This window comes from Acinetobacter sp. YH01018, assembly GCF_013420295.1.
GTDB lineage: Bacteria > Pseudomonadota > Gammaproteobacteria > Pseudomonadales > Moraxellaceae > Acinetobacter.
Genome location: NZ_VOYL01000001.1, coordinates 25308 through 47946, shown reverse-complemented (window position 1 = coordinate 47946; position 22639 = coordinate 25308). Strand labels below are relative to the sequence as shown.

At 37.7% G+C, this 22639-nt stretch carries 27 protein-coding genes and 2 pseudogenes; 14 read left to right on the top strand and 15 right to left on the bottom strand.

Annotated elements, in window-relative coordinates; translation table 11 throughout:
* Positions 1-10: 10 nt before the first annotated feature.
* The 4 genes from FTT83_RS00225 to FTT83_RS00210 all read left to right on the top strand — a co-directional run bounded on the left by FTT83_RS00225 (position 11) and on the right by FTT83_RS00210 (position 4332).
* Entirely contained in the window at positions 11-2035 is a 2025-nt protein-coding gene (locus FTT83_RS00225) for an FAD-dependent oxidoreductase (RefSeq protein ID WP_180176091.1), read from the top strand.
* 216 nt (positions 2036-2251) lie between these two features.
* Positions 2252-2662 carry a nuclear transport factor 2 family protein gene (locus FTT83_RS00220; RefSeq protein WP_180176090.1) on the top strand — a complete coding sequence of 137 codons (411 nt, stop codon included), beginning with the start codon at positions 2252-2254 and terminating at the stop codon, positions 2660-2662.
* Positions 2663-2745: 83 nt separating this feature from the next.
* Positions 2746-3834: a YheT family hydrolase gene (locus FTT83_RS00215; RefSeq protein ID WP_180043727.1), complete on the top strand. Its 1089-nt coding sequence runs from the start codon at positions 2746-2748 to the stop codon at positions 3832-3834.
* Positions 3835-4095: 261 nt separating this feature from the next.
* Positions 4096-4332, top strand: a complete 237-nt coding sequence (locus FTT83_RS00210; RefSeq protein ID WP_373456094.1) for a hypothetical protein — start codon at positions 4096-4098, stop codon at positions 4330-4332.
* 670 nt (positions 4333-5002) lie between these two features.
* Here the strand turns inward: FTT83_RS00210 and FTT83_RS00205 are convergent.
* From FTT83_RS00205 to FTT83_RS00195, 3 genes are all read right to left on the bottom strand, one after another.
* Positions 5003-5314 (bottom strand): hypothetical protein, encoded by a 312-nt coding sequence (locus FTT83_RS00205; protein ID WP_180043725.1) that lies wholly within the window; start codon positions 5312-5314, stop codon positions 5003-5005.
* Between the two features lie 97 nt (positions 5315-5411).
* Positions 5412-5768, bottom strand: coding sequence for a hypothetical protein (locus FTT83_RS00200; RefSeq protein ID WP_180043722.1), 357 nt, complete (start codon positions 5766-5768; stop codon positions 5412-5414).
* A gap of 268 nt (positions 5769-6036) precedes the next feature.
* Positions 6037-6450, bottom strand: coding sequence for a CinA family protein (locus FTT83_RS00195; protein ID WP_180176089.1), 414 nt, complete (start codon positions 6448-6450; stop codon positions 6037-6039).
* A 237-nt stretch (positions 6451-6687) separates the two neighbouring features.
* On the opposite strand from FTT83_RS00195, the gene FTT83_RS00190 reads away from it, so the two are divergent.
* Entirely contained in the window at positions 6688-7011 is a 324-nt protein-coding gene (locus FTT83_RS00190) for a hypothetical protein (RefSeq protein ID WP_180176088.1), read from the top strand.
* A 10-nt stretch (positions 7012-7021) separates the two neighbouring features.
* On the opposite strand, the gene FTT83_RS00185 is transcribed toward FTT83_RS00190, so the two are convergent.
* Entirely contained in the window at positions 7022-7462 is a 441-nt protein-coding gene (locus FTT83_RS00185; RefSeq protein WP_180044159.1) for an META domain-containing protein, read from the bottom strand.
* 389 nt (positions 7463-7851) lie between these two features.
* Here FTT83_RS00185 and FTT83_RS00180 point away from each other — a divergent pair, with 389 nt between their 5' ends.
* Positions 7852-8085 (top strand): hypothetical protein, encoded by a 234-nt coding sequence (locus FTT83_RS00180; RefSeq protein WP_086197365.1) that lies wholly within the window; start codon positions 7852-7854, stop codon positions 8083-8085.
* Between the two features lie 342 nt (positions 8086-8427).
* On the opposite strand, the pseudogene FTT83_RS16285 reads toward FTT83_RS00180, so the two are convergent.
* Positions 8428-8538, bottom strand: a pseudogene (locus FTT83_RS16285) (IS3 family transposase); the annotation flags it as partial.
* Positions 8539-8999: 461 nt separating this feature from the next.
* Here FTT83_RS16285 and FTT83_RS00175 point away from each other — a divergent pair.
* Entirely contained in the window at positions 9000-10157 is a 1158-nt protein-coding gene (locus FTT83_RS00175) for an MFS transporter (RefSeq protein WP_180044153.1), read from the top strand.
* Positions 10158-10387: 230 nt separating this feature from the next.
* Positions 10388-10867: a hypothetical protein gene (locus tag FTT83_RS00170; RefSeq protein WP_086197360.1), complete on the top strand. Its 480-nt coding sequence runs from the start codon at positions 10388-10390 to the stop codon at positions 10865-10867.
* An 81-nt stretch (positions 10868-10948) separates the two neighbouring features.
* Here the strand turns inward: FTT83_RS00170 and accC are convergent, their stop codons facing one another.
* From accC to FTT83_RS15995, 5 genes are all read right to left on the bottom strand, one after another.
* A complete protein-coding gene (gene accC / locus FTT83_RS00165) occupies positions 10949-12313 on the bottom strand; it encodes an acetyl-CoA carboxylase biotin carboxylase subunit (protein ID WP_180176087.1) in 1365 nt (454 codons plus the stop codon).
* A 17-nt stretch (positions 12314-12330) separates the two neighbouring features.
* On the bottom strand, positions 12331-12750 hold the full coding sequence (accB, locus tag FTT83_RS00160; RefSeq protein WP_086197358.1) for an acetyl-CoA carboxylase biotin carboxyl carrier protein: 420 nt from the start codon (positions 12748-12750) through the stop codon (positions 12331-12333).
* A gap of 16 nt (positions 12751-12766) precedes the next feature.
* The gene (gene aroQ, locus FTT83_RS00155; RefSeq protein WP_166169925.1) at positions 12767-13222 is read right to left on the bottom strand and encodes a type II 3-dehydroquinate dehydratase; all 456 of its coding nucleotides are present in this window, start codon (positions 13220-13222) and stop codon (positions 12767-12769) included.
* 236 nt (positions 13223-13458) lie between these two features.
* Positions 13459-13638 (bottom strand): DUF4113 domain-containing protein, encoded by a 180-nt coding sequence (locus tag FTT83_RS16000; RefSeq protein ID WP_257234859.1) that lies wholly within the window; start codon positions 13636-13638, stop codon positions 13459-13461.
* Between the two features lie 121 nt (positions 13639-13759).
* Positions 13760-14194, bottom strand: a complete 435-nt coding sequence (locus FTT83_RS15995) for a hypothetical protein (RefSeq protein WP_257234858.1) — start codon at positions 14192-14194, stop codon at positions 13760-13762.
* 874 nt (positions 14195-15068) lie between these two features.
* On the opposite strand from FTT83_RS15995, the gene FTT83_RS00145 reads away from it, so the two are divergent.
* The gene (locus FTT83_RS00145) at positions 15069-15209 is read left to right on the top strand and encodes a hypothetical protein (protein WP_166169875.1); all 141 of its coding nucleotides are present in this window, start codon (positions 15069-15071) and stop codon (positions 15207-15209) included.
* Positions 15210-15334: 125 nt separating this feature from the next.
* On the opposite strand, the gene FTT83_RS00140 is transcribed toward FTT83_RS00145, so the two are convergent.
* On the bottom strand, positions 15335-15955 hold the full coding sequence (locus FTT83_RS00140; RefSeq protein WP_180176086.1) for a LexA family transcriptional regulator: 621 nt from the start codon (positions 15953-15955) through the stop codon (positions 15335-15337).
* A 128-nt stretch (positions 15956-16083) separates the two neighbouring features.
* Here FTT83_RS00140 and FTT83_RS00135 point away from each other — a divergent pair, with 128 nt between their 5' ends.
* The 5 genes and pseudogenes from FTT83_RS00135 (at position 16084) to FTT83_RS00120 (ending at position 19039) form a co-directional block, all read left to right on the top strand.
* Positions 16084-16446, top strand: coding sequence for a hypothetical protein (locus tag FTT83_RS00135; protein WP_180044142.1), 363 nt, complete (start codon positions 16084-16086; stop codon positions 16444-16446).
* Positions 16447-16587: 141 nt separating this feature from the next.
* Entirely contained in the window at positions 16588-16845 is a 258-nt protein-coding gene (locus FTT83_RS00130) for a hypothetical protein (protein ID WP_180044140.1), read from the top strand.
* A 4-nt stretch (positions 16846-16849) separates the two neighbouring features.
* Positions 16850-17599, top strand: a complete 750-nt coding sequence (locus FTT83_RS00125) for a zeta toxin (protein WP_180044138.1) — start codon at positions 16850-16852, stop codon at positions 17597-17599.
* Positions 17600-17935: 336 nt separating this feature from the next.
* Positions 17936-18049 (top strand): annotated as a pseudogene (locus FTT83_RS16280) (MBL fold metallo-hydrolase); the annotation flags it as partial.
* Between the two features lie 225 nt (positions 18050-18274).
* Positions 18275-19039, top strand: coding sequence for an alpha/beta fold hydrolase (locus FTT83_RS00120; RefSeq protein ID WP_180044136.1), 765 nt, complete (start codon positions 18275-18277; stop codon positions 19037-19039).
* A gap of 29 nt (positions 19040-19068) precedes the next feature.
* Here FTT83_RS00120 and FTT83_RS00115 read toward each other — a convergent pair whose 3' ends face one another.
* Genes FTT83_RS00115 through tssK form a run of 4 tightly spaced genes read right to left on the bottom strand, consistent with a single transcriptional unit; the run spans position 19069 to position 22612 of the window.
* The gene (locus tag FTT83_RS00115; protein WP_180044134.1) at positions 19069-20031 is read right to left on the bottom strand and encodes a M15 family metallopeptidase; all 963 of its coding nucleotides are present in this window, start codon (positions 20029-20031) and stop codon (positions 19069-19071) included.
* Positions 20028-20414 carry a hypothetical protein gene (locus tag FTT83_RS00110; RefSeq protein WP_180044132.1) on the bottom strand — a complete coding sequence of 129 codons (387 nt, stop codon included), beginning with the start codon at positions 20412-20414 and terminating at the stop codon, positions 20028-20030. Before FTT83_RS00110 ends, FTT83_RS00115 begins: the two co-directional genes overlap by 4 nt.
* Before the next feature lie 24 nt (positions 20415-20438).
* The gene (locus FTT83_RS00105; RefSeq protein ID WP_180176085.1) at positions 20439-21236 is read right to left on the bottom strand and encodes a DotU family type IV/VI secretion system protein; all 798 of its coding nucleotides are present in this window, start codon (positions 21234-21236) and stop codon (positions 20439-20441) included.
* 11 nt (positions 21237-21247) lie between these two features.
* A complete protein-coding gene (gene tssK / locus FTT83_RS00100) occupies positions 21248-22612 on the bottom strand; it encodes a type VI secretion system baseplate subunit TssK (RefSeq protein WP_180044523.1) in 1365 nt (454 codons plus the stop codon).
* Positions 22613-22639: the final 27 nt, after the last annotated feature.

The window sequence follows — 22639 nt, the reverse complement described above, 5'->3', positions numbered from 1 at the left end:
AGGAGATTGTATGTCTAATTACCCGCATTTATTAGCGCCTTTAGATTTAGGCTTTACCACACTTAAAAACCGCGTTCTGATGGGATCCATGCATGTCGGTCTGGAAGAGGCTCCACGTGGTTATGAGCGTATGGCGGCATTTTATGCAGAACGTGCACAAGGGGGTGTCGGGCTGATTGTGACGGGCGGGATTGCACCGAATGATGCAGGCCTGACTTTCGCGGGCGGAGCGAAATTAGACTCTATACAAGAAGCGGAAAAACATAAGGTGATTACCCAGGCGGTGCATGATGCCGGGGGTAAAATTGCCATGCAGATTTTACATACCGGGCGTTATTCCTATCAGGCCGACTTGGTTGCACCATCTGCTATTCAGGCACCGATCAACCCGACTAAACCGCATGCCTTAACCAGCGCAGAAGTACAACAAACGATTGCTGACTTTGCCCAATGTGCAAAACTGGCGCAATATGCCGGATATGATGGCGTAGAAATCATGGGTTCGGAAGGCTATCTGATTAATGAGTTTATTGCGGCACGGACCAACCATCGTGATGATGAATGGGGCGGCAGCTATGAAAACCGTATCCGTTTCCCGATTGAAATCGTACGCCGTACCCGTGAAGCGGTAGGTGAAAACTTTATCATCATCTACCGATTATCGATGCTGGATCTGGTCGATGGCGGATCTACTTTTGAAGAAGTGGTGCAACTGGCCAAGGAAATTGAAAAAGCCGGTGCCACCATTATCAATACCGGGATTGGCTGGCATGAAGCGCGCATTCCGACCATTGCCACCAAGGTGCCACGTGCAGCATTTACCTGGGTTACAGAAAAACTCAAGGGTTTGGTCAAGGTTCCTCTCATTACTTCAAACCGTATCAATACCCCGGAAATGGCAGAACATGTGTTGGCTTCGGGTCATGCCGACATGATTTCCATGGCGCGTCCCATGCTTGCCGATGCCTTCTTTGTGCAAAAAGCAGAACAGGGCCGCAGTGATGAAATCAATACCTGTATTGGTTGTAACCAGGCCTGTCTGGATCATATTTTCTCCATGAAAATTGCATCTTGTCTGGTCAATCCACGTGCCTGTTATGAAACGGAGCTGATTTTTAAGGAAACGACTCAGACTAAAAATATTGCCGTGATTGGCGCAGGACCAGCAGGTTTAAGTTTCGCAACTTATGCTGCTGAACGAGGACATCAGGTCACCATTTTCGAAGCAGCTAATCAAATTGGCGGTCAGTTCAATATTGCCAAGACCATTCCAGGCAAAGAAGAATTTTATGAAATCTTGCGTTACTTCAAACGTAAAATTGAATTACAGCCCAATATTAAAGTGCTTTTAAATCACCCAGCGACTTATGAAGCATTAAGCCAGTCCGACTTTGATGAGATTGTGGTAGCGACAGGTGTCACTCCGCGTCATTTAGAGATTGACGGTATTGACCATCCGAAAGTACTCACTTATCTCGAAGTATTAAAAGAACGTAAGCCAGTCGGTCAACGTGTCGCAATTATTGGGGCTGGTGGTATCGGCTTTGATACCGCGGAATATTTAACCCATGAAGGCGATAGTGCCAGTCTGAATCCTGAAAAATTCTATAATGAATGGGGTATTGATACGCGTTATGAAAATGTTGGTGGATTGAAGCACGCACAAGTAGAACAGTCCAATCGTGAAATTTACTTATTGCAACGCAAGGCAAGTTCAGTGGGTGCGGGCCTGGGTAAAACCACCGGCTGGATTCACCGTACCGGTTTGAAACACCGTGCAGTGAAAATGCTGGCAGGAGTCAGCTATGAAAAGATTGATGATCAGGGCTTGCATATTGTAGTGAATGGTCAGCCGACCGTTTTAGAAGTCGACAATATCGTGATTTGTGCCGGTCAGGAACCTTTCACCGCGATGTTCGATCAACTGAAAGCGGATGGTAAAAATGTGCATTTGATTGGTGGAGCCAAAGAAGCGGGTGAACTGGATGCCAAGCGTGCCATCCGTCAAGGGGCTGACTTAGCGGCTGTGATTTAAAAATATTGAAACCTACTTTTACAATTTTTGTTTACAAATCAGGATTTCTGGTGAAGTAGACAAATAGATATGTAATTTTTCCCTCTCCTTTATTAAAGGAGAGGGTTAGGGAGAGGATTTAATTATTTAATATTAAATAGATGAATCTCCCTAAATCTCCCTTTTTCAAAGGGGGACTCTTTTTATTTAAAATATAAAACAAAAAAGGAAGCTAAAATGACAATCGAAACCACAAAACAGGCAATTGCGTGCTGGCATGAAATGCTGCAAACAGGTGACATGTCTATTCTGAATGAATTACTGGCTGAAGATGTAGTATTTCGTTCACCTGTAGCATACAACCCTTATCTGGGCAAACAGGTAGTATTTTTTATTCTGAGTAATGTGATCCAGATCTTTGAAAACTTTACTTACCACCGCGAATTCTATACTGAAGATGGAATGAATGTGGTGCTGGAGTTTTCCGCCCATGTGGGTGAAAAAAAACTCAAGGGCATTGACATGATTCAGTTTAATGAACATGGTCAAATTATTGATTTTGAAGTAATGCTGCGTCCGAAGAGTGGTCTGGAAGCATTGGCGGCACAGATGGGGCAACGTATGGCTGCTTTTATACCAAAAGTATAAAGAGTATAGTAAAGGTATGAACTGTTAATGGAATGACATGTACTAAGTATTTTGCGTTACATCATTTTTGAGGTAAACCGAATATGAAGTTTGTGGTCAATAAAATCGGTCAGTTGGTGCAAGAAATTGTCGATCAGATTACGGGTGCGGCATTGCCTACCCTGTACTATGATCCACAAGGTGAAGCAGGGCAAGTGCTTGAAGTTTTGCCCCAACTTAAACAGAAATACCGTCCAACGCCGTGGCTGTCAAATACACATCTGCATTTGATCTATTTTGATTTAATTAAAAAAAAAGCGGTGCAACTCCAATATGAGGTTATTGAACAGTTAAACATGTCTGATGGAGGGATTACGGCTATTGCTTGGTATGGACTTCATGTTGCTGAAGATACCCCAACTATTGTGTTGATGCCTACCTTGATGGGTACACCGGAAAGTATGGCCGAGCTGGTTCGTGACTTGCATCGACATACCGGATGGCGTGTAGCCTTATGTTTGCGCCGTGGCCATGCCAATTTACCTCTGCCTGTTCCAAAAATTTCCATGTTCGGTTCGACTGATGATTTACGTGAACAGATTCAATATATTGAAAGCAAATTTCCAGATTCGAGCCTTTATGCGGTTGGTTCATCTGCGGGCACAGGACTATTGGTCCGCTATTTAGGAGAACAAGGCGAGCAAACACCGTTTAAGGCAGCATTTGCCTTGTGTCCAGGGTATGACACTGAACTGGGTTTTCAAAATGTACATCCTTTCTATAGTAAAGTGATGACGAAAAAGCTATTTGAATCCTTTATTCATCCTTATAGCGAAACATGGCAACAAACCGCCTCCTTGCCCAAAGTGCTTGCTGCCAGGAATTTATTGGAGTTTCAATCTTATTATTTTGAACTGGCAGGCTATAGCAGCTTTGAAGACTATAATCAGGCCACCAATCCGATTCATGTATTTGAAAATGTCAAAATTCCGTTGATGATTTTAAATGCGGAAGATGATCCTGTGTGTCATATCCGGAATCTGGAGCCTTATAAGGAAACCCTTCAGAAGATGCCAAATATTGTGGTTGTGACCACTAAAAAGGGCAGCCACTGTATTTTTTATGAGGGCCTTAAACAGCCTGAATCTTGGGCAGCACGTTTGATTGCAGATTATTTGCGGGTATACCAGTAAAGTAATTTTCTACATGTAAGGATCGATAGGGTAAAAACCTGAAATCTTTTAATACAATTGTAATTTGTAACACTGATATATTAATGAGACTTAAATCAGTATTTCTGTTATAATAGCTTCAACAATAAAACTGACATGAAAATGTTCTCGTTCAAAATTGGTATACGAGAAATCTCCTCTCATTCGAGTGATCCCAAGTTAAGGTTGTTATTTTGAAATGCCAATGGTGGCTTTTCTATCGGTATTAAAAAATTGGTGTAAATGTTGAATAAAACTGAAAATTTAGTTGCAAAATCGGTAAATAGTCGTGAAATTGTTGTGTCGTTAATTCCTTTTAAAAAAATGCAAAATACCCGTGATGGGTTTACATGGGTTGAAGTAGGCAAAAAAGTCTTGCTTGAATCCGGTATTGAAATTGATTTGAATCTTGATGGCCGCAGTTTCTATACGGGTGTAAATGAAATGTTCCGGCTTAATGCGCATGTAAATGCGGTGTAAGGGTTAGAGCAATACGAAAACCGTCTTTAAGGCGGTTTTTTAATGCCTGAAAATTTTACTTGAGCTTGCCTGTTGAACAAGTCAGGAAATATTTTCTTGATGGATCTCTAGACAGCAGTTAGTGAAGAAGAGAGCAAGTCTACAAATTGTAAAAAAATTTAAATCTGAGTCCATGAAACCCCCTAAAAATAGGTAGTAAAAATTAACAGGAAAGTTCAATCATATATTATGAGCTGAATATTTAAATGTAAGTAAAAAGTTAAAGACTTAAGATTTAAGTTTTTGAAAAATAAATAAATATTAAAATAAAGGAAATGTTTTAAAAACAAGCGACATATTTTGCAATGAATTGTTGTATTTGTAATGAGAGAAAGTGTAGATTTTAAAATGTGATATTTATATGTTTAGTATTTTTTGATACATTTATGTCAATAATTGTTATTGTCTGACAAAAAATATCTGTGTATAAAGAGAGTTCCACAATAAGGAAGTGAGAGTGGGTTATGAAAACAATAGAACTCCTTGTAACTTCATCATCTGCACTGATGCTGATGTTTGTGATTTATGCATTTGGGCAAATGTTTAATTAATCAGAAAAAGATATTTCATAAAAAAGCACCCGAGGGTGCTTTTTTCGTGAGTAGGATTTTAAATGAAAATTTTCATTTCTTTATATTCTGTCCCATGCATCTTTTACAGCATGTTTCGCTTGTTGCCACTTTAAGCGAGAGTTCGCCTTAAACTGTTCCCATTTGCTTTCAAGATCATTTTCCGAGTCTTCAAAACGGGTATTTTCGCCGTATTCAGAACGTGAATTTCTTCCAAATTTATAAGCAGAGGATAAATCCTTGTCATAATCAATATCGGGAATATCACGCTGTAAATCTTGATAATAAGGTCGACTGGTATAATTTTCACGCCAATACCGATCAGACTCATTATTTGACGTACGGTTTTGATTTTCTAAAGTGGGATCCGTCATTTTGTGTAGCTCCTAATTTTCGGAATCAATAGAATAGCCAAGCAATGAAATACGATTTCACAGTTTAAAATGTGAAATTCAATGTTCAATCAATGCATTATTGCTGTTGATTATTTTGGTCATTCTGATTTTGTCGAAAATCTTGCTGTTGACCAGTTTGCTGACGTTGCTGATCATTTTGCTGCTGTTGTTGCGGGTTACCTTGTTGCTGACCAGTTTGCTGGCGCTGTGGGTCATTTTGCTGTTGATTAGGTTGTTGTTGCTGACCAGACTGTTGACGTTGCTGGTCATTTTGTTGCTGCTGACCCGGCTGTTGATGTTGCTGATCATTTTGTTGCTGTTGTTGAGGCATATTGCCTTGCTGTTGGCCAGGCTGTTGACGTTGTTGGTCGTTCTGTTGCTGCTGTTGGCGTTGTTGATCATTTTGTTGTTGGGGTTGATTTTGATTAGTCATCTCTACACCTCATATATAATATATATTTTTAATAAAATCTGTTTAACCAGATACAATTATTATTAGCATGAATATTTCATTAAAAAATAAAATGGATGTTACATAATGTTTTAAATGTAATTATAATAATTACATCATATATTATATCTATGAAATATATCGGTTATTAGGTGTATTGATATTTACAAATTTAAATTTTAATTATTATTTTATTAAATTTTTTTAATAATTTTAATGAGGCTTTTACATATTTGTTGAATCAGTTTATTTAATTTTTCTGTTTTCTTTCCTTTACACAAACATCGGTAATTATATATTTTGTTTTTGTATAAAATTGAATAAAAAAAGTTCCCTCAGGTTTTTCTGAAGTTTCAGAACCGCCAGGTTTGAGTAATCCTGTACATCCTACATAAATATCTGAGGTAAACATATTCTTTGCTTTTTTTACCAATTCTTCAGTAATTTCAATAGATTCAGGTGTATATTTTGCTATCAGTTTTGGAGAGATTTTCAGTATTTTTTCTTTAACTTTCAGGTCATAACACACTAAACCTCCAATTAGAATTTTGCCAGAGAATGGAGTCAGGGAAAATAGGTAAGCTAAATAACCTGCGGAAGCGCTTTTAATGAAAGTCACTTTTAATTTTTCTTTAGCCAATAATTCACAACATTGAGTCATCATATTTTTTTTGCTTTATTTTAATTTCATCTTCATATTCTAAAAAACAAATAAAATATTTTTTAAAAGGTGACTAGTTTCTCATTTTTTTGGAGTATGAATATTTTAAATATTTGATATATAAAAACTGATTATTTTTTGATTCAACATAAATTAAACGAATAATAACAATTATAGGCTTTTTTCATGAAACCCAAGTGAATTAAGTTTATATGCTAATTACCGCTTGGAGAATAAAAAATGCCAGTAGCAGTAAAAAAGCAATTACTAGAATTGGTTGATAAAAATCATCAAAATTATTTTGATTTGGTTACTTTTTTTCTCAATGGTGAGGTTTCTATTCAAGAAAAGGAAAGAAAAGCTTCATATTTTTTAAAAAAAGAAATCCAAAGCTTAACTTATAACTCCATCGATTTTCCCCCTGATATCAGTAAAATCCAGGACTGGATTCTAGAAAATAATAAGTTTCAATGTGCTGAATATCAGGCTTATTTAGAAAAAAGAAATAGGGGGGCAGGGCGAGAATATTTTAAAAATGTGGGTCCTCTCATGAGGGCTAAATGATCTCTATGTTCTATTTAAGATTGTTAAATTTAAGCACCATGCGATGATTGTTATCGAATAACTTTAATTCACTATCGGTTGCATCATAGCTGGCCACTTGGCTTAAGGCTTGGGAAAATTTTTGCGGTAAATCGGTAGGATTTAAACAGGCTTTTTCGGTAGTGACTAAATTGGAAAATTTAATCTGGGTGCCTTTTACTGCATAACCGCCCATAAATTGGTTACAGCCATCACTACCGCTGAGGTGGCTATGACCAAAGCTAAGTATTGGAACTGCAGATAAAGTAGGTGAGGCTTTATAACTAACCTGATTAATTTCGGTCATCACCCAATTTTTGTTTTGCAATTTTGCTAAATTTTTTTCCGTAGAAGAGTTAAGCATTGAGGGTATACAGCCGACTAACACCACAGAGGCAGCGATGCTACTTGCTATCATCATTTTATTTAACATTTGCTTTCTCCCATTGATTTCCCTTAAAGGCAATTGTGAGGCAAATAACACATAATAATTTTATAAAACTTTTCTCAATTCATTTGATTATTAACGAATAATCCACATAAATCGATCGAAAAATGAACATTGGTTATGTCAAATGGGCAGCATCAATTTTTTTCTTATCATGATTATTTTATTTCAGTGCAATTGATCTTGATCATGGACATATTAATATTATGTTATACGTGGTCTAAATGTAAGTCATGGACTGGATTGATAAAGAAGCTCATAGAAAGGTGGACTTTTTTCTTTTTGATAAAATTTCGATCAATCCATTTTATAGGTGATTCAGTTTGAAATTTTAGTATGTCAGAATGTATCCTCCAAACAGAGGGTAAATACAGATGTCTGATATAGAACTAAAAAAACTAGATGAATTGCTTGAAGCAGCTGCCAAAAAAGGCAAAAAAGTTGAGAAAATCTTGCTAGGATATAAAGCTTATGTTTGCTTAATGGGGGATACATCATTTCATGATGAGGTGATGAATTCAGCTATAAATCCAAACAAACGTAAATATAAAAAGCATAAAATTAAGGTTACCCAAGATGAGTACCAGTTTGAGTTAAAATATGTATAGCTCATAATTTTAGAAAACAGGCCTATAGAAATATGGGCTTTTTATTTCCTGAAAAAAGCAAGTCTTCATGCTAGTCGTCCGCTTAGATACCTCACATTAAGCAGGCTTTTTCATATTGTATAAATCATTAATTAAGACTTATTAATAATGTGATTTAATTATCATTATTTTATTTTTTGGTATGTTTTGCCACTGAAAAATATTTGAATAGTGTACAAAATAACCATCAGAAACTGCTGTAGTTTCTGAATGACCTCCCAAGGTCCTTAGTTTATAAGCCCACATCGTCTTTCCATGAGTGGGCTGAACCGTACCAGGTTTGTCGGAGACTTTTTATTTAAGTTAGGCCACCTGACCTAATGGGTTAATTTTATCATAGTACATTGCTTCAAAATCAAAAGGTGACACATAACCTAGTGCACTATGTACACGCTTTTTATTGAACCAATCTACCCTTTGCTTGGGCTTCATTGGTCGCCGTAGCAAAAAAAGCGTATGGTACTGGGTCTCAATGTGAAAAGGTCATGTTTAACCAAGGTGGATGGAAGAAAGTATGCCAGGAATAGCACTACAAACTCACTTCCATACCCATACTCACCATCAAAAAAACTATCCCAAACAGTTCAGCCTAATTCTCTCTAGATTTTTTATGTCAATTGAATATTTTTTAAAACAAACAGCTCAATAAAGAAAGTCCCTATAAAATATATTTATATCCATTTTATAAATTTTTACTCTAAAATCAGTAAGGTTAGGGCTACTTAATAGGAGTCTACAAAAAATGAAAAAATATTTATTTTAATTTTTGTAGACGGATTTGTAGACTATTGAAGTGCAATTAGTGGCAAAACCATGCAATGTGATGCAACTATTAAATGTTTTAAGTTATTGAAAATACAATGGAATGCAACTAAATGCTAAGCTTGCCAATCCAGCACAAACTGTCAGGATTCTACTTCTTCTACTATTCCATCGTTGGTACGTTCATGCCTTTTTGGAATTTGTATCTGGAAGATCAAGGCTTTAATTATCAAGAGATTGGATTGTTATCTTCAATCGCAATCATTACCCGCTTTTTCGCGCCGTTCATTTGGGGATGGATTGCCGATAAATCGGGCAAAAGAATGCTATTGGTCCGTATAGCTACATGGATGGAATCCTGTATCTGGTTCATGATTTTTTTGATCCCAAATACCTTTCAGTCTGTTGCATTGCTTATGCTGATTTTTAGTTTTTTTCAGAATGCCATCTTAGCGCAGTTTGAAGGGGTCACATTGTTCTGGTTGGGGGATAAGCGCAATCAGCTGTATGGGAAAATCAGAAAATGGGGCTCGGTGGGTTTTATTGTAGGCGTTTTTGGTATTGGTGCTTTACTTGAAATTGTCGCTATTTCCATGCTCCCGCTGATGTTGCTGTGTATCGCATTTTTGGCTTTTCTTTGGTCTTTTAGCATTAAAGAACCCAGCACAGCCCCACAATCGCAACAACAATTAGAACCATTATTGCCGATATTAAAACGGCCTGTGGTGGCTGCTTTTTTTGCTATTGAATTTGTTTTGTTATTTTCCCATGCGCCATTTTATAGTTTCTATAGTAATTACTTGCATCAAGCTGGTTTTTCGACGACTGAAATTGGCCTGTTGTGGTCCGTCGGGGTGGTTGCAGAAATTATCATGTTTGCTTTTGCCCATATTTTCTTGACCCGGTTTTCGTGGCGCAGTCTTGTCAGTTGCTGTCTGGTCCTGACCGGTGTACGGTGGATTGTTGTTGGACTATTGCCTCATCTCTTGGTGGCACAGTTTTTAGCCCAAAGCATTCATGCCTTTAGTTTTGGCCTGTTTCATATGATTGCCATGCGCATTATCTTTCAAAACTTTTCCGCAGGTCAGCAAGGCCGCGGTCAGGCCATGTACAGTACCATGTGGGGCTTAGGTGTCGCTTTAGGAAGTATTCTGGCTGGAAGATATTGGCAAGTCATCTCAGGAGAGATGATTTTTGTTCTTGCCGGGTTTTCAACAGTTGTGGGTTTGCTATTTGTGCGCTGGCTACCGAAATATATTCAACATGGCTAAAAATTTTTAAAAAAAGTCAGTATTTTACATTTATGACCAAGATTGCCGCTGTGTGGTCTTTATTATACAGCTGCATCAGTACGAAAAACTACTGATTCTTTCGGCTTGATAGACCAATTTTTTGTGCAAATTCAACCTGAAATTATATTGTTGTAATATGGTGATAAATACTGGTTTTTCATAAAAATATGCTAAGTTATAACAAAGGATTTTTAGCACTGAATTGATGTATGAAAAAAACATATTTTACAATTTTACTTACATTGTGCTCATCTGTTGCGATGGCAAATGACAATCAAGCTGTAGTCGCAACAGAAGAAAATGATCGAGCTGAAAATTCGAATACCATTCGTATTGTGACTCGTCCAGAAATTGTTGGCTTATGGGGGATGCAAGTTGCCAATAATAATAAATGCATTGAATATTATAATTTTAAATCGAATAACAATGTCATTATTAAAAGTGGCCAGGAGTGGTCATCTGGAATTTATGATTTTCAACCAGCTCAAGAGGAACGTTCCTTATTATCTGCACTGGTTTTGCAAGTAAAGTATGACAATAATGAAAAGGATTGTTCAGGTCTGCAAGAAGACCAGACTGGCGAGATTTCCCAATATTTCGTGCAGTGGAAAAACGCATCAACAATAAATTTCTGCAGTAATGAGAAAGCTGAACAGTGTTTTGCCACCTTGCGCCGTGTTTTGCCTTAATGATTGTTCATGATTTTATAAATATATCGTTATACAGATAAAAAAACCGCTCATAAAGAGCGGTTTTTTATCTCGGTTTATTTAAGACGCTTCTTGATAAGCTTCCAGCTTTTTCAATAAGTGTTTTTCCAGATAGTGAATATCCATCGCTTCTTTACAGAAGTTTTCATCTTCCAGAATCAAATCTCTATGTAAAGGAATGTTGGTTTTTACTCCGGTCAGGATCGTTTCTTCTAATGCCTGTTTCATACGTGCAATAGTCGTATTACGATCTTTACCATGGGCAATGAGTTTTGCAATCATTGAGTCATAATAAGGCGGAATGCTGTAGCCTGGGTAAATATGCGAATCCATACGGATACCTGCACCACCTGGAGCATAATAATTTTCAATTTTGCCCGGAGATGGTAGGAATGTGGTTGGATCTTCCGCATTGATACGGCATTCAATGGCATGACCACGTATTTCCACTTGATCTTGTTGAATCTCAAGGCCAAGTCCGCCAGCAATACGCAATTGCTGCTCAATAATATCAATACCAGTGACCATTTCGGTAACAGGGTGTTCAACCTGGACACGGGTGTTCATTTCAATGAAGAAGAACTCACCATCTTCAAACAGGAACTCGAATGTACCAGCACCACGGTATTGCATAAGCTTACATGCATTGACACAGGCTTCTAAAATTTCAGCGCGAGCTTCTTCTGGTAAACCTGGAGCAGGTGCTTCTTCCAATACTTTTTGATGGCGACGCTGTAAAGAACAGTCACGATCATACAAGTGAATGGCATGACCATTACCATCTGCCAAAACCTGAACTTCGACGTGACGCGGTTTTTGCAGGAAGCGTTCCATATAAACTGTGTCATCACCAAACCACATTTCAGCATCACGCTGTGCAGCCTGAACCGATTCAAGCAGGGTATCGACACGTTCAACAATACGCATACCACGACCACCACCACCAGAAGCAGCTTTAACGATCAGCGGGAAACCAATTTCTTTGGCTTCTGCAAGGGCATTGTGAATAGTCACTGCATGATCACAGCCTGGTACTGTTGGTACACCGGCTTTCTTCATGGCAATAATGGCAGAAACCTTGTTACCCATCAGACGGATGTGTTCCGGACGTGGACCAATAAAGATAAAGCCAGAATTTTCAACAATTTCTGCAAATTCGGCATTTTCAGACAAGAAACCATAACCTGGGTGAATGGCATCTGCACCGGTAATTTCAGCAGCCGTAATAATTGCCGGGATGTTTAAATAGCTTTCGCTACTTGCACCCGGACCAATACATACCGCTTCATCACAAAAGCGTAAATGCATCAGGTCTTTATCGGCATCGGAATAAATACCTACGGTTTTAATTCCTAAAGTTCTGCAAGCTCGGGTGATGCGTAAAGCAATTTCACCCCGGTTTGCAATTAAAACTTTTTGCAACATTGTGAATCCCCGTGGTCTTAGGCGCGATAGCGGAACAATGGTTGACCGAATTGAATCACTTCGCCATTTTTCACCAGAATTTCTTCAATCACGCCACTTTGAGTTGCTTCAATCGGGTTCATGATTTTCATGGCTTCAATAATACCCAGTGTTTCACCTGCAGAAACGGTTTGGCCCACTTTCACGAATGGTGCTTCACCCGGGTTTGGTGCTGCATAGAACACACCAACCATAGGCGATGTTTCAACTGCACCGCGTGGTGTTTTTGCAGCAGGTGCTGCAGCTGCAGTAGCTACAGGCATTGCAGGAACAGCTGCTGCTACCACAGGATTGCGACGGGTGAGGGCGATGGATTGGTCACCCTCTTTAACTTCGATCGCTTGTAAGTCAGATTCAATCATCAGGTCGATGAGTTTCTTGATTTTACGGATATCCATGAGACAGTATTCCTAATTATGATTGCTTAGAAGGTTGAATTTTATCGATGGCGAATTCCAGTGCAGCGCTATAACCTTTTGCACCTAAACCACAAATCACGCCAACGGCTTTATCGGATAAATATGAATGATGTCGGAATGCTTCACGTGCGTGTACATTAGACAAGTGAACTTCAATAAACGGAATGGCAACACCAAGAAGCGCATCACGTACTGCAACAGAGGTATGGGTCAACGCCGCAGGATTGATAATGATGAATTGAACGCTTTCTTTTTGTGCTTGATGAATTCGGTCGACAATTGCACCTTCCCAATTGCTTTGAAAAGTATCTAGGGAAAGAGATGCATTCTGAGCTTGAGCGATGAGCTTTTGATTTATATCGTCTAGGGTAAGGTGTCCATAAACTTCAGGTTCACGCATACCGAGTAAATTTAGATTCGGTCCATGAATAACCAAAATGGTTGAGCCCATTCAGCTTGCTCCAATTATAAGTTTGCAAATATACCTTGCAAGATGTCAGCAAAGTTTGCGTATTATGGCAAATAATCCCGTATTTCTATTATAATTTGTTTAAATTGATACGGAAGCTATGTGTCAAAACTGAGCTATATAATGAGAACTTTGCAGGTAATTGGCAATGTTAAAAAATGACATTTTTTATAATTATTACTAGTTCTTACATTGTAAGCTAAATTGACCAAAACAGTTCATTTATTTTGTGTAACAGTCACGGTAGAGTCATGAATAGGCAGCAGTTCCTTCCAGCAGATGGTATCGCGTGGTGAGCTGTGCTGCTGTTTCATCTGCCAGGCCGAATTGGCAGAATGATAGACCACCTGTATACAATCCGATCCATAGCGTTGTTGCATTTTCAACAAGGTGTTCATTAAATTATCCCATTGTTGAATCAATGCTAAAGGTTGCCCTAAGCCATGAATATAGTGCTGTTTAACAGATAATGCACTAAAATGACTTCCACATTTCCACTTTCAAATATTTATAATTTATTTAAATAAAACATCTATTTGCTTTAATGAAAGCCAGCAAGTCATCGCTTGCATATTCAAGACTTAGCGCGTAAGACAGCCTATTTTTATAGGGTGGGCCAGATACCTTTTCATAGCGTGAACCATGGACACAGCTATACAATTGCTGCCGGTTTAAGCGTTTATGAGCACGGCTGACATGAAAAATCACTGCATGTTTGATAATTGATTTTTTGGTTAATACTGTAGCGAAACTGCGTGATGAAAGAATGCTTTTTGCTGGTGTTACAGGATCATTGAATGTAGTACATGATTGACCTTTTAATTCAGGAATTGTCCGTGCAATCATCACCGAAAATTGTTTGCCGAGATGATATTTATTGGCAAAAGTTAAGTCATAGCAACTATAAATTTTATAGTCTTGAAACTGTTTGCCGTTTTTACGACCAATACCCAAATTTCGATGACCAGTGTTTCTACGAGCAGGCTTTCATAACTGCATAAGTCTAAATGTGGTAAATAGCATAGAGACTTAAAACAAAGACTTATTTTGACAAAATAACTGGCCTGTTTGGCTTGGGTCTTAGTAATGCCACTCTTATGCAGCATAGTAAACCCAGTGATTGCTCAATGAGCTGGATTAAGACTCGACAATATTTTTCTAGAATTATTCTAGATCAAAATATTTTGCATAACTGCTGTGCTGGATAAAACAATTATCAATTTAAGGGGGAGTTTAGGTTCTAAATCATCAGATGGAAATGCTGTTCCAGAATCCCAAAAAGTGCCGTGACATATCTGTGTATAAAGCGTAGTTACTGAAAGATACTTTGACTCCTATCAGGCCAAGTCTATTGTTCAATTTTATAAAAATATAAGTACATTATTGGAAAGTATATATAACCACAGGTTGGCCATTTAAATGAGGATTAAATCTCCGTTCACAGCTTACATAGCAGTTAATATCAATTAAGGCAAAGAGTTGGTTAGCCATTTTTCTTATTTTGAAATTGTAACGTTTTCAAGGTGAGGAAAATAAAATCGTTTATAAATTTCAATTTTTAAAAATTCGAATAATCAAGAGATCATTCGATAAAGAGCTTGAGCAGCATGTAAGGTTCAGTGTAATTAGCGTTAATAGCGTAAAGATGAGATTCAGTGATAGACTAAAAATCAGTAAATTAATATTTTGATCATTACAATGAATTAAGTCGAAACAGTTTGCAGGTTGGTTAATCAGAAATATCCGCTAGATTAATAAGAGTCGTAATTACATACGGCATATCCCTAGTAATCAGGGCTAGTAATCAATCGAAAGGATGAATATGAAAATGGCTAATCAACAACAATCGAATCCGCAAAGCGAAAATCAAAAGCATCAACAGCAACAGCAGCAACAAGACAATCAACGTCAGCAAAACCAAGGCAATCAACGCCAACAGCAGCAAAAAAACCCTCAACAGCAAAAATAATCCTAAAACTTGCTTAGGATTTACCATAAGCCTCAAGTTTACTTGGGGCTTTTATCTATCTTATCTGCGTATGTTAAAAGTAAAATTTTGATCAGTGCCGGCTATATATCAACTCATTAAATTTATTAGCGCAATTTTTTTAAAATACAGGTCACTACACCCCAGATCGTCAACTGTTCTTCACTGCGCAAATAAATATCCGGATATTCTGGGTTTTCTGCTTTTAACCAGATTTTCACTTCTCTATTTTTCTGTTTTTCTATCATTAATCGTTTAACGGTAAACTCATTATTAATTAAAGCCAAAACAATATCGCCATGTTCTGCGTTCAAGCTACGGTCAACTAAAATCTGGTCATCAATGTCTATACCAGCATTCTTCATTGACAACGAATTTATCCGTAATACAAAGGTACTGGAGGCGTTGTGTACGAGATATTGATTTAAGTCGATAACGTCTTCAGCGTAATCCTGACTCAGAGAGGAAAAACCTGCCTCAACCGATTCCAACGGATAAGGAATATCGAGTTGGGTCTGAATCTGTATTGAATGCAGTTCAATCTTCTGACTACGGTCATCTGCGGGTTTGGGTTTTAACCAGGACTTAATTTCAGATACTTTAGACTCTGGTACGCGCATCACCACAGTTTTTTCCTGATACTGGGTTTTGCGGCCAGCATTTTTGCGTTTGCCGCCGTGACCATATTGAGGGCTTATTGTAGATTCTGTCGCATTTTGTGGTTTCATTTACATTTTTTTTGATTTCGTAACATTTTCAAGATTAGCAAAAAATACTGAAAATAAAAAGTTTAGCCATGTTAAATCGTTCTAAGTTAAACTGTGGCTATTCGGTTTTTATCTGCCAGAGAAGCGCAATGTCAAAAAAATCCCAACAACTTTCACCCTTAGAAGAGCTGATTGCTGAACAAAAGTTATTGTGCGAGGAGTTCGATTCTGCTTACGTTCAGGTGAGTGGTGATGATGTCGTAGCTATTGCGGTTGAGACTTTAAATAAGGAACCGATTGTCGGGATTCGTAAAAAGCCTGAAACGGATGAAAATATTGGCTGGTTTATTTACGGGGGCGAACTGGAAGAGGGGGAAGACTTTTTCCAGACCATGACTGTTCGAGAATTACAGGATATTTTACCTGAAGTACTGCCATACCTAGCTTTGGGTGAGGGTTTCCGCTTTATGATTGATCGTGAAGATTATGAAGATGTGTGGAAGGAAGACTAATAATGCATGAGCCACGGAATATGTGGCTTTAATTAACTTCACTGCAAAGCATTACATTTCTATGTTGGTGTATTTATAGACAATTATTGCGGCTATGTTAATATAATAAGCAAATACACCTTGTGTAAGGGGAGTTGCTCCATGACAGCTTATACCATTATGAAAGCAGGCAAATATGAGGATGACATGATTCCTAAACTTGCCATACATGCTTTCCGTCACGCCTTTAACAAAGCATGTACGGTAGCAACGGTCGTTTATGCAAAAGATCAGCAATTACTACAACACGAAGTCAATGGACAAGAAACCGTGATTGCAGACCTACACCAAAACTATATAAGTGTTAATCATCTTCCTAAAGTTTTAAAACGCAAGAGAAAACAAGAGGCAGCTGTATAATAGAATGCCTCAACCAAGAATAAGGATGTTTGCCGGTCCGAATGGATCTGGAAAGAGCACAGTCAAAGAATATTTATTGCCCCATTATATTGGGGCTTATTTAAATGCCGATGAATTGGAACAGAATCTTCGCTTGAGTCAACGACTGGATTTAATGATCTATCATCCTGCCTTAAAAGCTCAATCCCTCATTGCTTTCCTTAAACAGAAAAAGCGTCCTCAATCCGGTCAGCTTTTGGCTTTACTGCAACATGAACCCACCATAATTGATGACTGGAATATCCAGTTTCAGCCATCAGAAATAGATTCTTATCTTTGCGCACGAATTATTGACTATATTCGCCTGGAATTTTTGCGCTTAAAAATCAGTTTTACTTTTGAAACGGTAATGTCTCATATCTCTAAAGTTGAATTTCTACAACAAGCACAGCTGCAGGGATTTAAAATCTATTTATACTATGTTTCTACGGTTGACCCTAGAATTAATATTGCCCGGGTTAAATACCGGGTGAGTGTAGGTGGACATCCTGTTCCGGAGCAAAAGATTGTGGAACGTTATTATCGCAGTATTGATTTACTCATGCAGGCGATTGATGCCAGTGATCGTAGCTATTTGTTTGATAATTCTTCTAATGGCGAAAAAGCCGCTTTTATTGCCGAGATTGAAGCGGCTGAAACATTGAAAATGAACCCTGAGGTTCAACAGTTACCGTGGTGGTTTGCAGAAAAAGTATTTAAAGAATTTAGCGAATAATTCTTTATATCAAGATCTTTGGGATTAAAAAAACGGAAAAAATCAAACAAGATCTAACACCTGAATGGATATTATCTACCAATATGCTGGATTATTATGCGCCGTCCAAAGCGACTATATTTATCAAAATAGCCTAAGCAATAATAACTTTTTGCAGTTTATTTCCATACCAATCGTTCTTTGATTCTCCAAAAAGGGCAGTACAATTATTTTATTAAAAGTATTATGCGTTGGATAATCAAATTCAGGTTTTTCTTTATCATATTGTCATGATTATTGACCCGAAGATAGAAAAGAAGATCGCTATATAAGAAATATTCTCCTGAATGAAACTACAACAAAAGCAGATTTGTTGAAATGCGTAACCGCCGTGATGCAATATTTCCTATGCCTAAACTGATTTTACCTGCAATTCAGGTCAATATCGATGGAGGATATCCTGGAAGCTGAGGTCAATGCAGGCTAAAAATAGGATATTAAGCCTAATTCTTTCATCTTAAGAACTTCCAGTTTTATACTCTTTTAAATATCTCTCAAAACAGAACAATTCATTAAAAATTTGCCTATACCTACATAAATAGCCTAAGCAAAAAAAATATTTTAGGAAATTAACAATTGATTAAATACCTAATTTACTCAAAAATAATTTCATCTAAAAAGTAATGAAAGCACTCCATGATTTTAAATCACCAAATACATATTAATGAAACTGCTACAGCAAAAAATACGCTGGTATTTATTCATGGCCTCTTTGGCAGTTTAAGTAATCTAGGTATGCTGGCACGTGCATACTATGAATCTCATTCAGTCATTCAAATAGACATCCGTAATCACGGCCATTCAACACATGCAACAGAAATGAATTATGCTGTCATGGCAGCAGATATTCTAGAAACATTAGATAGTTTAAATATTCAAAAATTCTCTGCTATTGGTCATTCCATGGGGGGGAAAATTGCCATGCAATTGGCAAATCAGGCAGGGCAGAGATTAGAACAATTGGTGGTTTTGGATATGGCACCATTTGCATACCAGGAAAACCATCATAAGCAAATTTTTAAAGCTTTGTTTGCAGTCAAAAATGCACAGATTGAAAGTCGGCAGCAGGCGACCCAGATTATGCGTGAATATTTAAATGAAGAAATGGTGATCCAGTTTTTAATGAAGTCTTTTAATAAAGGCCAATGGTTATTTAATGTCGATGCTTTATTTAATCATTACTCAGAAATCCTGGATTGGAAGATGATCCAGCCTTGGCAAAAAGAGGCACTGTTTATTCGTGGTGGTAAATCTGCCTATATCAGTAAGGATGAACATTTCAGTGCCATCAAACAGCAATTTCCGCATGCTAAAATTCAGGTTATTGATGATGCTGGACATTGGCTGCATGCTGAAAAAACGCAATCAGTTCTGGATGAAATGAATCGATATCTAAACTAAGTTTAGATATCAAATAGGTTCCCTGTTATTCAAAAGCTATCATTGATAGAATCGGCCAACAGTTGATCTTCAGCCATTAACTGTTCAGCCATTGCAGCAGTTTTTTTGAGCCCCGACATTCGATACTCGCTATGACCATAATCTTGAATGGAGGTCCAACGGCCACCCCAGGTTAAACCGACCGATTCTGCAACTGTTCCATATAACTGGTAGCCTTGCATTGCCCAAGGGTCACGTTCTGAAATAACCACTTTACCATTACGCTTAAATGCAACATCGGCAGCCAAACCAAACTGATGATAACTTTGAAAAGCTTTGGCTCGAGTAATATGACTATTGCCAGCCAGGGCATTCTGGCGCTCTGGACTACGGTAACCCTCTAATAAAACCATTTCATAACCATAACGTTGTTGCATGATTTTAAATACCATTAATAAACGCTGTTTATAACGTGGATTCATTTTATGCCATCGACGATCGGCAGATATGATATCTCCATGTAAATGTGAGATAGCTGAAGATTCTATATTTGTACTAAATATTTTTGTCTGAATACTGGACTGGCTAGCCTCAATATGACTTGCGGAAATAATAGCTTCTTCAATTAAAGATTGTTCTACTTCAAGAGGAGGTGAAAGCATTTGCCCATCGAGCAAGGTATAAATTTGAGGATCTACTTCTTTTAAATACGCTGCTTCAATTTTAGTCGGACTTATGGGGCTGGTAAAAGCAAAAACTAAGATACTGGCAAATAATGAAAATCCAGAAACCAGTATCCACCATTGTTGTAAATGCCAATACGACTGGAGTTGTGTAGGTGCAGCAGCATCATTGAACTGCTGAGCAAATTGCCTGGCAGAATATAATTGTTTCTTAGCTTGCGGAATAATGACCAAAAAGAATTCTTGTACTTTAAAGCGTAAATCATAAAAAAATAACCAGGCCAGACTGAAAGCCAGCACAATAAACCCCGTGAAAATAGCAATAATCATGGAAAGACGACACTTTCTGAAGATATTGCACGTGTTTTAGTCTCAGAAATATTTATATAAACTTGAGCCAATTCATCCGATTCACGGTCTTTTACCAGACTTTCTCTAGCACTTAGCTGCTGATTAACAAGTACGGTATATGACAAAGAGTCAACATCTTGAGTTTGAGGGAACTTAACTCGATGGTTGTCCTCTTGCTCAGGCTGATTTATTTTAAAGTCAGGTGGGCTGCCATGCATTTCTAAGCCTGTCAAAATTTGCTGCTTATTTTGCTTATGTGCTAAGACCTCCTGCTTAAACAAATCTATATTGCTAAATACAGAACGCTCCTGAATTTTCTGCTGATCTAAAATGGTTAAAAAGGTCGGTTTTGAAGTGGTCATGTTCTATTTTCTTTTTTAATTTTTTTATGGCAAATAAATTGTAATATAGGCTTGTTCAGCAGGCTGACTGATAATGTTCTTATAAATAGATAATGACTTATTATTCTGATTTGAAAGCATCAAATTTAAAGATAAAAATGATAATAAAGCAAAAACTGCTAAAAAGACTAAAACTCCTCTAAATGGTAATTCACGATGAATGATATGTTTAATTTGATCAGGTAACGCGGCAAAGGGTGAAAAAGATGCTTTTTTACCTTTTAAAAAATCAATTTCATCTCCAACCCGTGCCATCATATGATTCAAACTTTGTATGGACTCAATTCTAAATTTACCTTGAAAGCCAAGTAGCATGCAGTAATGAAAGACTTCTAGGGCTACTAATCGCTCTTTGCCTTGACTCCGCAATGACTCCAGAATTTCAAAAAAGCGATAGCCTGCGAGCTGTGAGCCAAAAAGGCTTAACTGTAAAGGACTAATCATCCAGTGATTCTGTAAATCAAAAAATTGTGCATTTGGTTGAGTCACAATGATTTCATCAAGCAAAGCACAATACGCATATTTTGCATCGTGAATATCAGCTGCTGAAAATTGCAGTTTTCGCGCCTGATTCTCAAAACGATCTAACAGGGCTAAAATTTTCTCCTTGAATTCATCTGGATTTACTGGAATAAATTGATTCTTCAATAAAAAAACTACATAGAAACCCTCATGCAATAAATCAACTAGATTTGTTGCACTTGTGACGTTAGAAGTTGCAGTTCGGTTTAACCCCAAATCAATTTGACCATTTTCAAAAAGTAAAGGCATTTGATTATTCATATACTGCTTCCTTAGCCATTAATCACTGCAATAACATCAACTGAAATATCCTGAAAGCCGGCTGGGATATAAATACACATTGATTCAGCATCCAACATACGTTGATATAATTCATTATTGGGTTCAACTTCAAAATAACTGACACCAGAACGTACTGGAATTGCTGTAGGGACTTGCATGAGATGATGTAAAGGAATGACGGGAAGGGCAGCTACAACACGTTGTTCTACATCTACGGAATTACCCACTTTAAAACGCAGTGGGACTAACTGAACCAGCTCATGGCTTTGCATCAGACCACTCGAAACTGCAATATAAAGTTTCGTGTCACGGGTAATTTTGTCGGATTCCAGACTTCCAACCCAATACGAAGGACGTACTTCTTTTAAGGGAATGCTGATATAGCGATTTGAAATAATGGTATCGAGTAAATCACGCAGAATGGCATCAAGCTGTGAAAAGCTTTCTTGTAAACAATGATGTTTATAATGAGGCAATTGATCCACTTCATAGGCGGTAGAAAAAGTCAGCAGTGATCCGGTTAAACGCAGTAATTCAAAAAATAATCGTTCAGGATGAATATGCGGATATTGTAAAAGATGACTCAGGGAGGCATATGCGGTGTTTAAGACATTCACTAACCAGAAAGAAACAATATCACCAGAACGGAACTCTATGAGTTTTTGATCATTTTCACGATTGTTGCTTTGAATGGCCTTAATTTTCGCTTTAATGATATTCAGACTACGTTTTAAACCTGACATCAGGCTGGCAGATGCATCAATATGCAAGATCGGTGGAATAAACTTGCAATCAAATTCAAAATTTCCCGAACTTTGCCGTTTAACTTTTGCCACGGCTAAATACAGAAATCCATCCAGGTTATGATTGGGTTCAATGTCAGACTCAAGTAGTTTAAATTCTGCACGGCGTCTTAACAAGGTAATATCTACGGCTGTAGCATCGGTAAATAAATCATGTGTTTCAGTTAAGTGTGAGTGATAACGGCTAGGCTGGCTACTTTCTGCAAACGAGACATTGCGCTTATTGGGCTGAATTATAGGTAAGGCCAAATAGATCGTTATTTCTCCGCGTAAAGTTAAGCTATCCAGTTGAATGGGTTCTGGTAATAAGTCACGTGCCGGTGCCTGATAAATTTCGCCATCTTGCCAAAGCATTTCTATTTTTTCTAAAGCCAGAACATGCGTACTTAATTGCACCTCATCAAATTGAATGGATTGAATCCCGTAAGCAAAAGGAATGGTTGATCGGATGGTGTGATTTAAACGCTGTTCATGATAGGCATCTTGCAATTGAAAATGTTGTGGACGTAAAAATAAGCCTTCGCCCCAAAGAATTTTTTCTGCTTTAAACATTAAATTTACCCGTTGTTATTCGTATTA